The organism is Burkholderia sp. E168m23 (genome assembly GCF_016586125.1).
GTDB classification, from domain to species: Bacteria; Pseudomonadota; Gammaproteobacteria; order Burkholderiales; family Burkholderiaceae; genus Burkholderia; species Burkholderia orbicola.
This window is the reverse complement of record NZ_BCPP01000580.1, coordinates 1-4570: the sequence shown is the minus strand read 5'-3', so window position 1 is coordinate 4570 and position 4570 is coordinate 1. Positions and strand designations below refer to the sequence as shown.

At 67.2% G+C, this 4570-nt stretch carries 4 protein-coding genes, 1 tRNA gene and 1 pseudogene; 3 read left to right on the top strand and 3 right to left on the bottom strand.

The features are described 5' to 3' along the window. Both JMF90_RS25150 and aceB read left to right on the top strand, forming a co-directional pair. Positions 1-246 (top strand): annotated as a pseudogene (locus tag JMF90_RS25150) (haloacid dehalogenase); the annotation flags it as partial. 65 nt (positions 247-311) lie between these two features. Beyond that, positions 312-1904 (top strand): malate synthase A, encoded by a 1593-nt coding sequence (gene aceB / locus JMF90_RS25145; protein ID WP_124478143.1) that lies wholly within the window; start codon positions 312-314, stop codon positions 1902-1904. Positions 1905-2052: 148 nt separating this feature from the next. Here aceB and JMF90_RS25140 read toward each other — a convergent pair whose 3' ends face one another. Beyond that, on the bottom strand, positions 2053-2466 hold the full coding sequence (locus tag JMF90_RS25140; protein WP_011549512.1) for a gamma-glutamylcyclotransferase: 414 nt from the start codon (positions 2464-2466) through the stop codon (positions 2053-2055). 267 nt (positions 2467-2733) lie between these two features. On the opposite strand from JMF90_RS25140, the gene JMF90_RS25135 reads away from it, so the two are divergent. Next, positions 2734-3618 (top strand): helix-turn-helix domain-containing protein, encoded by an 885-nt coding sequence (locus tag JMF90_RS25135; RefSeq protein ID WP_200093632.1) that lies wholly within the window; start codon positions 2734-2736, stop codon positions 3616-3618. 25 nt (positions 3619-3643) lie between these two features. Here the strand turns inward: JMF90_RS25135 and JMF90_RS25130 are convergent, their stop codons facing one another. Beyond that, a complete protein-coding gene (locus JMF90_RS25130) occupies positions 3644-4108 on the bottom strand; it encodes a GNAT family N-acetyltransferase (RefSeq protein WP_011549510.1) in 465 nt (154 codons plus the stop codon). A 366-nt stretch (positions 4109-4474) separates the two neighbouring features. Next, positions 4475-4549, bottom strand: a tRNA-Asp gene (locus JMF90_RS25125). Positions 4550-4570: the final 21 nt, after the last annotated feature.

Sequence of the window (4570 nt, the reverse complement as noted above, 5' to 3'; positions counted from 1 at the left end):
GCGTTCGGGGCGAACCCGCGCGACATCGTGTTCGTGTCGTCGAACGCGTGGGACGTCGCCGGCGCCACCTGGTTCGGCTACACGACGTTCTGGCTCAACCGCACGGGCGCGCCCGCCGAGGAACTCGGCGCGCCGCCCGACGGCACCGGCACCGGCATGGCCGACCTGCTCGCCTTCCTCGCCACACCCACCCCGGCTCCGTCCGGCAGACCCGCAAACCGCACGCGCCCCGGCCCGGGTGCATGACGCTCGCAGCTGCCGCCTTCCCCCTTCACCGAAACCGCAACTGACCGACCAAGGAGATGAGACTCATGAGCACCCCGATCACGCTGCCGCAAGGCATGACGATCACCGGCGAAATCAAGCCGGGTTACGAAGCCATCCTGACGCCCGACGCGCTGGCGCTCGTCGCGGCGCTGCACCGCACGTTCGAATCGCGCCGCCAGGCGCTGCTGCAGGCGCGCGTCGAGCGCACGAAACGCCTCGACGCGGGCGAGCGCCCCGATTTCCTGGCGCAGACGAAGGCGATCCGCGAAGGCGACTGGAAGGTCGCGCCGCTGCCTGTCGACCTGCAATGCCGCCGCGTCGAGATCACGGGGCCCGTCGAGCGCAAGATGATCATCAACGCGCTGAACTCGGGCGCCGATTCGTACATGACGGACTTCGAGGATTCGAACGCGCCGAGCTGGACGAACCAGATCGACGGCCAGATCAACCTGAAGGACGCGGTCCGCCGCACGATCTCGCTCGAGCAGAACGGCAAGTCGTACCGGCTGAACGACAAGGTCGCGACGCTGATCGTGCGTCCGCGCGGCTGGCACCTCGACGAGAAGCACGTGACGGTCGACGGCCAGCGCGTGTCCGGCGGCATCTTCGATTTCGCGCTGTTCCTGTTCCACAACGCGAAGGAACTGCTCGCGCGCGGCTCGGGCCCGTACTTCTACCTGCCGAAGATGGAAAGCCATCTCGAGGCGCGCCTGTGGAACGACATCTTCGTCGCCGCGCAGGAAGCAGTCGGCGTGCCGCGCGGCACGATCCGCGCGACGGTGCTGATCGAGACGATCCTCGCCGCATTCGAGATGGACGAGATCCTGTACGAACTGCGCGAACACAGCTCGGGCCTGAACGCCGGCCGCTGGGACTACATCTTCTCGGCGATCAAGAAATTCAAGAACGACCGCGACTTCTGCCTGGCCGACCGTTCGAAGATCACGATGACGGTGCCGTTCATGCGTGCGTACGCGCTGCTGCTGCTGAAGACCTGTCACAAGCGCAACGCGCCGGCGATCGGCGGGATGAGCGCGCTGATTCCGATCAAGAACGATCCGGAAGCGAACGACAAGGCGATGGGCGGCGTGCGCTCGGACAAGCAGCGCGACGCGACCGACGGCTACGACGGCGGCTGGGTCGCGCACCCGGGCCTCGTGCCGATCGCGATGGAAGAGTTCGTCAAGGTGCTCGGCGACAAGCCGAACCAGATCGCGAAGCAGCGCGACGACGTGCAGGTCGAAGGCAGGAACCTGCTCGACTTCCAGCCGGAAGCGCCGATCACCGAGGCCGGCCTGCGCAACAACATCAACGTCGGGATCCACTATCTCGGCGCGTGGCTCGACGGCAACGGCTGCGTGCCGATCCACAACCTGATGGAAGATGCGGCGACGGCCGAGATTTCCCGCTCGCAGGTGTGGCAATGGATCCGCTCGCCGAAGGGCGTGCTCGACGACGGCCGCAAGGTCACGGCCGAACTCGTGCGCGAATTCGCGAAGATCGAACTGGACAACGTGAAGCGCGCGGTCGGCGGCAACACGCAACCGTACGAGCGCGCCGCGGCGATCTTCGAGCAGATGTCGACGTCGGAAGGCTTCACCGAATTCCTGACGCTGCCGCTGTACGAGGAAATCTGACGAGCTGTCCGCTGCGATCGTCGGCCGGCTCCACGTCGTGCCGCCGGTCGCGTGCGACGACGGATCAATCGCATGAAAAAGCGCCCCGCGGGGCGCTTTTTCTTTTGGATTCGACAGCGGCAAATCCCGCCGCCGCCGGCAGGCACGCTCAGGCGGCTTCCTGCTCGCGCCGGTGCTGGACCCAGTCGCCCGATGCGATGCGCGGACGCCCGGCTGCCGCGTGCGCGGCGACCGGATAATACAGGCAGGCGTATTGCCGGCCGCCGAGTTCGACCGTCGCTTCTTCCGGCTTGAACAGCGAGTCGACGCCCGGATAAACGCGCTCGATCTCGTCGAGCACCGGCACGAGCCGCTCGTCGACCTCGTAGACGTCGCCCCAGACCAGCGACTTGCCGGCCGCCCCGGGGATCATGCCCGGATAGGTGCCGAAATCGACCAGTTCGCCGGGCAGCGCGGCCGCGCCCAGCAGCGTCGGCGCGGCGATGCCGTGGCGGGCGGCAGCATGGCCGATGTCGTTGGCCTGTCCGGCTCTCAAGGTGCCATAGACGAATACATGGCGCATCATGGTTCTCCTCTTCGATTCGTGTGTTGCCGTGTTTGCATGCGCTCGGCGCGCGATGGGCGCGACATGGCGCACGCATCGATAGACCCCGATACCGGCCCGATGGTTCGAACCGTCGACGCGCGGCAGCGGCCAGCCGCCCCCGGATTCGCCAGCGCCCACACAAAGTTCATTTGAACCCGGCATGATGGCCGGAAAAACCGCCGCATGCGCAAGCGCTGCGCCTTCTAAAATAACGGCATCGCCGCCGCGCTGCCCGAACCGTTCATGAATCCGCCCGCTCCAGCCGACGTATCGAAACCGTACGACGTCATCGACATCCCGCCGGAATTCGCGCCGACCGCCGTCCATCCGATGCGCGTGCGCGCGCGGCAGGTCGATGCCGGCCGCCGCATTCCGCTGCACACGCATGCCTGGGCTCAGCTCGCGTACGCGTCGCGCGGCGTGCTGCGCGTCGCGACGACCGGCACGACCTGGATGGTGCCGCCGTCTCGCGCGATCTGGGTGCCGCCGCACGTGACGCACGAGGTCACGATCGTCGAAGAGGCCTATTTGCGCACGCTGTACATCGACGAGTCGATCGTGCCGGGCGGGCTCGATGCATGCCGCGTCGTCGAGGTGACAGGGTTGCTGCGCGAACTGATCGTCGCACTCGACGCGCGCGATCTGAGCACCGCGCGGGAGCGCCTGCTGTGCGGGCTCGTGCTCGACGAACTGAGTCAGGCCGAGCCGCTACCGCTCGCGGTGCCGATGCCCGACGAGAAACGGCTGCGCCTGCTGTGCGAATCGGTACTCGCGCACCCCGCGCATGCGGAGTCGCTCGAACACTGGGCGAGCGAGGTCGGCGCGAGCACGCGCACGATATCGCGGCTTTTCAAGCAGGAACTGGGCGTGAGCTTTTCGCAGTGGCGCCAGCAGGCGCTGCTCGCCCGGGCGATCCCGCTGCTGAACCAGGGGCGCCCGCTGTCGCATATCGCGCGCGAACTCGGCTACCAGAGCCAGAGCGCGTTCTCGGCCATGTTCCGCCGCGCCTTCGGCGAAAGCCCGCGCGCGTTCATGCTCCGTGGCTACGAACATCGCGGCCCGGAAGGCGGTGTCGCGGACAGCGAAACGCCGGACGACGATGACGGCGCGATCGACGCGGTGCGCTGATTGCGCGCTCCGGCGCGCCGGCCCCTCAGACCGGCCGCACCATGTGGCGAATCGAGCCGAGTTGCGCGAGCCGCGGGCCGGTGACGTGGTAGCCCATGCGCAGGTACAAGCGCGCGGCAGGGTTGTCGACGAACACGCGCAACTGCAGTTCGTGCAGCCCGCGCGCACGTGCCCAGCGATGCGACATCTCGAGCATATAGGTGCCGGCGCCCTGCCCGCGATGGCCGGCCGCGATCTGCACGTCGCGGATATGCAGCGAATCGCCCTCCTCGGTCACGCGCAGCACGCCGATGCGCTCGCCGTCGGCCTCGAGGATGAAGTTCTCGGATTCGCGCCAGCTCGCATAGAACAGGTCGCTGCGCCAGACGAGCCCATGGCGTTTGTAGTAGCCGCCCATATTGCCGTGCGTCAACGCTTCGGCATACGGAAAATCGCCGGGCTCCGCGGGCCGGAGCTGATACAGGAGTCGCAGGTCGGTCGGATCGAGCATCGCGCAGGAGTCGGAAACGCATCCCGCCACGATAGCGCAGTCGCGTGCGGATGCAATCGCGAATTTCTCGTAGGAGCGCGGCGCTCGATGCAGCACGCGGGGTGAGGGGTGATCGGAAGGCGGGACGAGCGATGCAAATGAAAAAGCCCGCACGACGCGGGCTTCTTCATTTTCTGGCGGAGCGGACGGGACTCGCCTACCTCCCGCAGGCCGCGGCTGCGCTTGCAAGCGCAGCCCTTCGAGCCCCGCCGGAAGCCACGCAGGCGGCTTCCTCCGCTCCGCAGTCACGTGCCCGCAAGCGGGCACAACGACCGAACGCACAAACAACAATGCCCGCACAAGGCGGGCGATTGTTGTTTGTTTGGTCGGAGCGGACGGGACGTCGAACCCGCGACCCCCGGCGTGACAGGCCGGTATTCTAACCGACTGAACTACCGCTCCAGTCTGCTGACTTGCCTGGCA

Excerpts from the sequence above, each read along its gene's own strand:
- aceB (WP_124478143.1), top strand. The coding sequence starts at position 312 with ATGAGCACCCCGATCACGCTGCCGCAAGGCATGACGATCACCGGCGAA.
- JMF90_RS25140 (WP_011549512.1), bottom strand. The coding sequence starts at position 2,466 with ATGCGCCATGTATTCGTCTATGGCACCTTGAGAGCCGGACAGGCCAAC.
- JMF90_RS25135 (WP_200093632.1), top strand. The coding sequence starts at position 2,734 with ATGAATCCGCCCGCTCCAGCCGACGTATCGAAACCGTACGACGTCATC.
- JMF90_RS25130 (WP_011549510.1), bottom strand. The coding sequence starts at position 4,108 with ATGCTCGATCCGACCGACCTGCGACTCCTGTATCAGCTCCGGCCCGCG.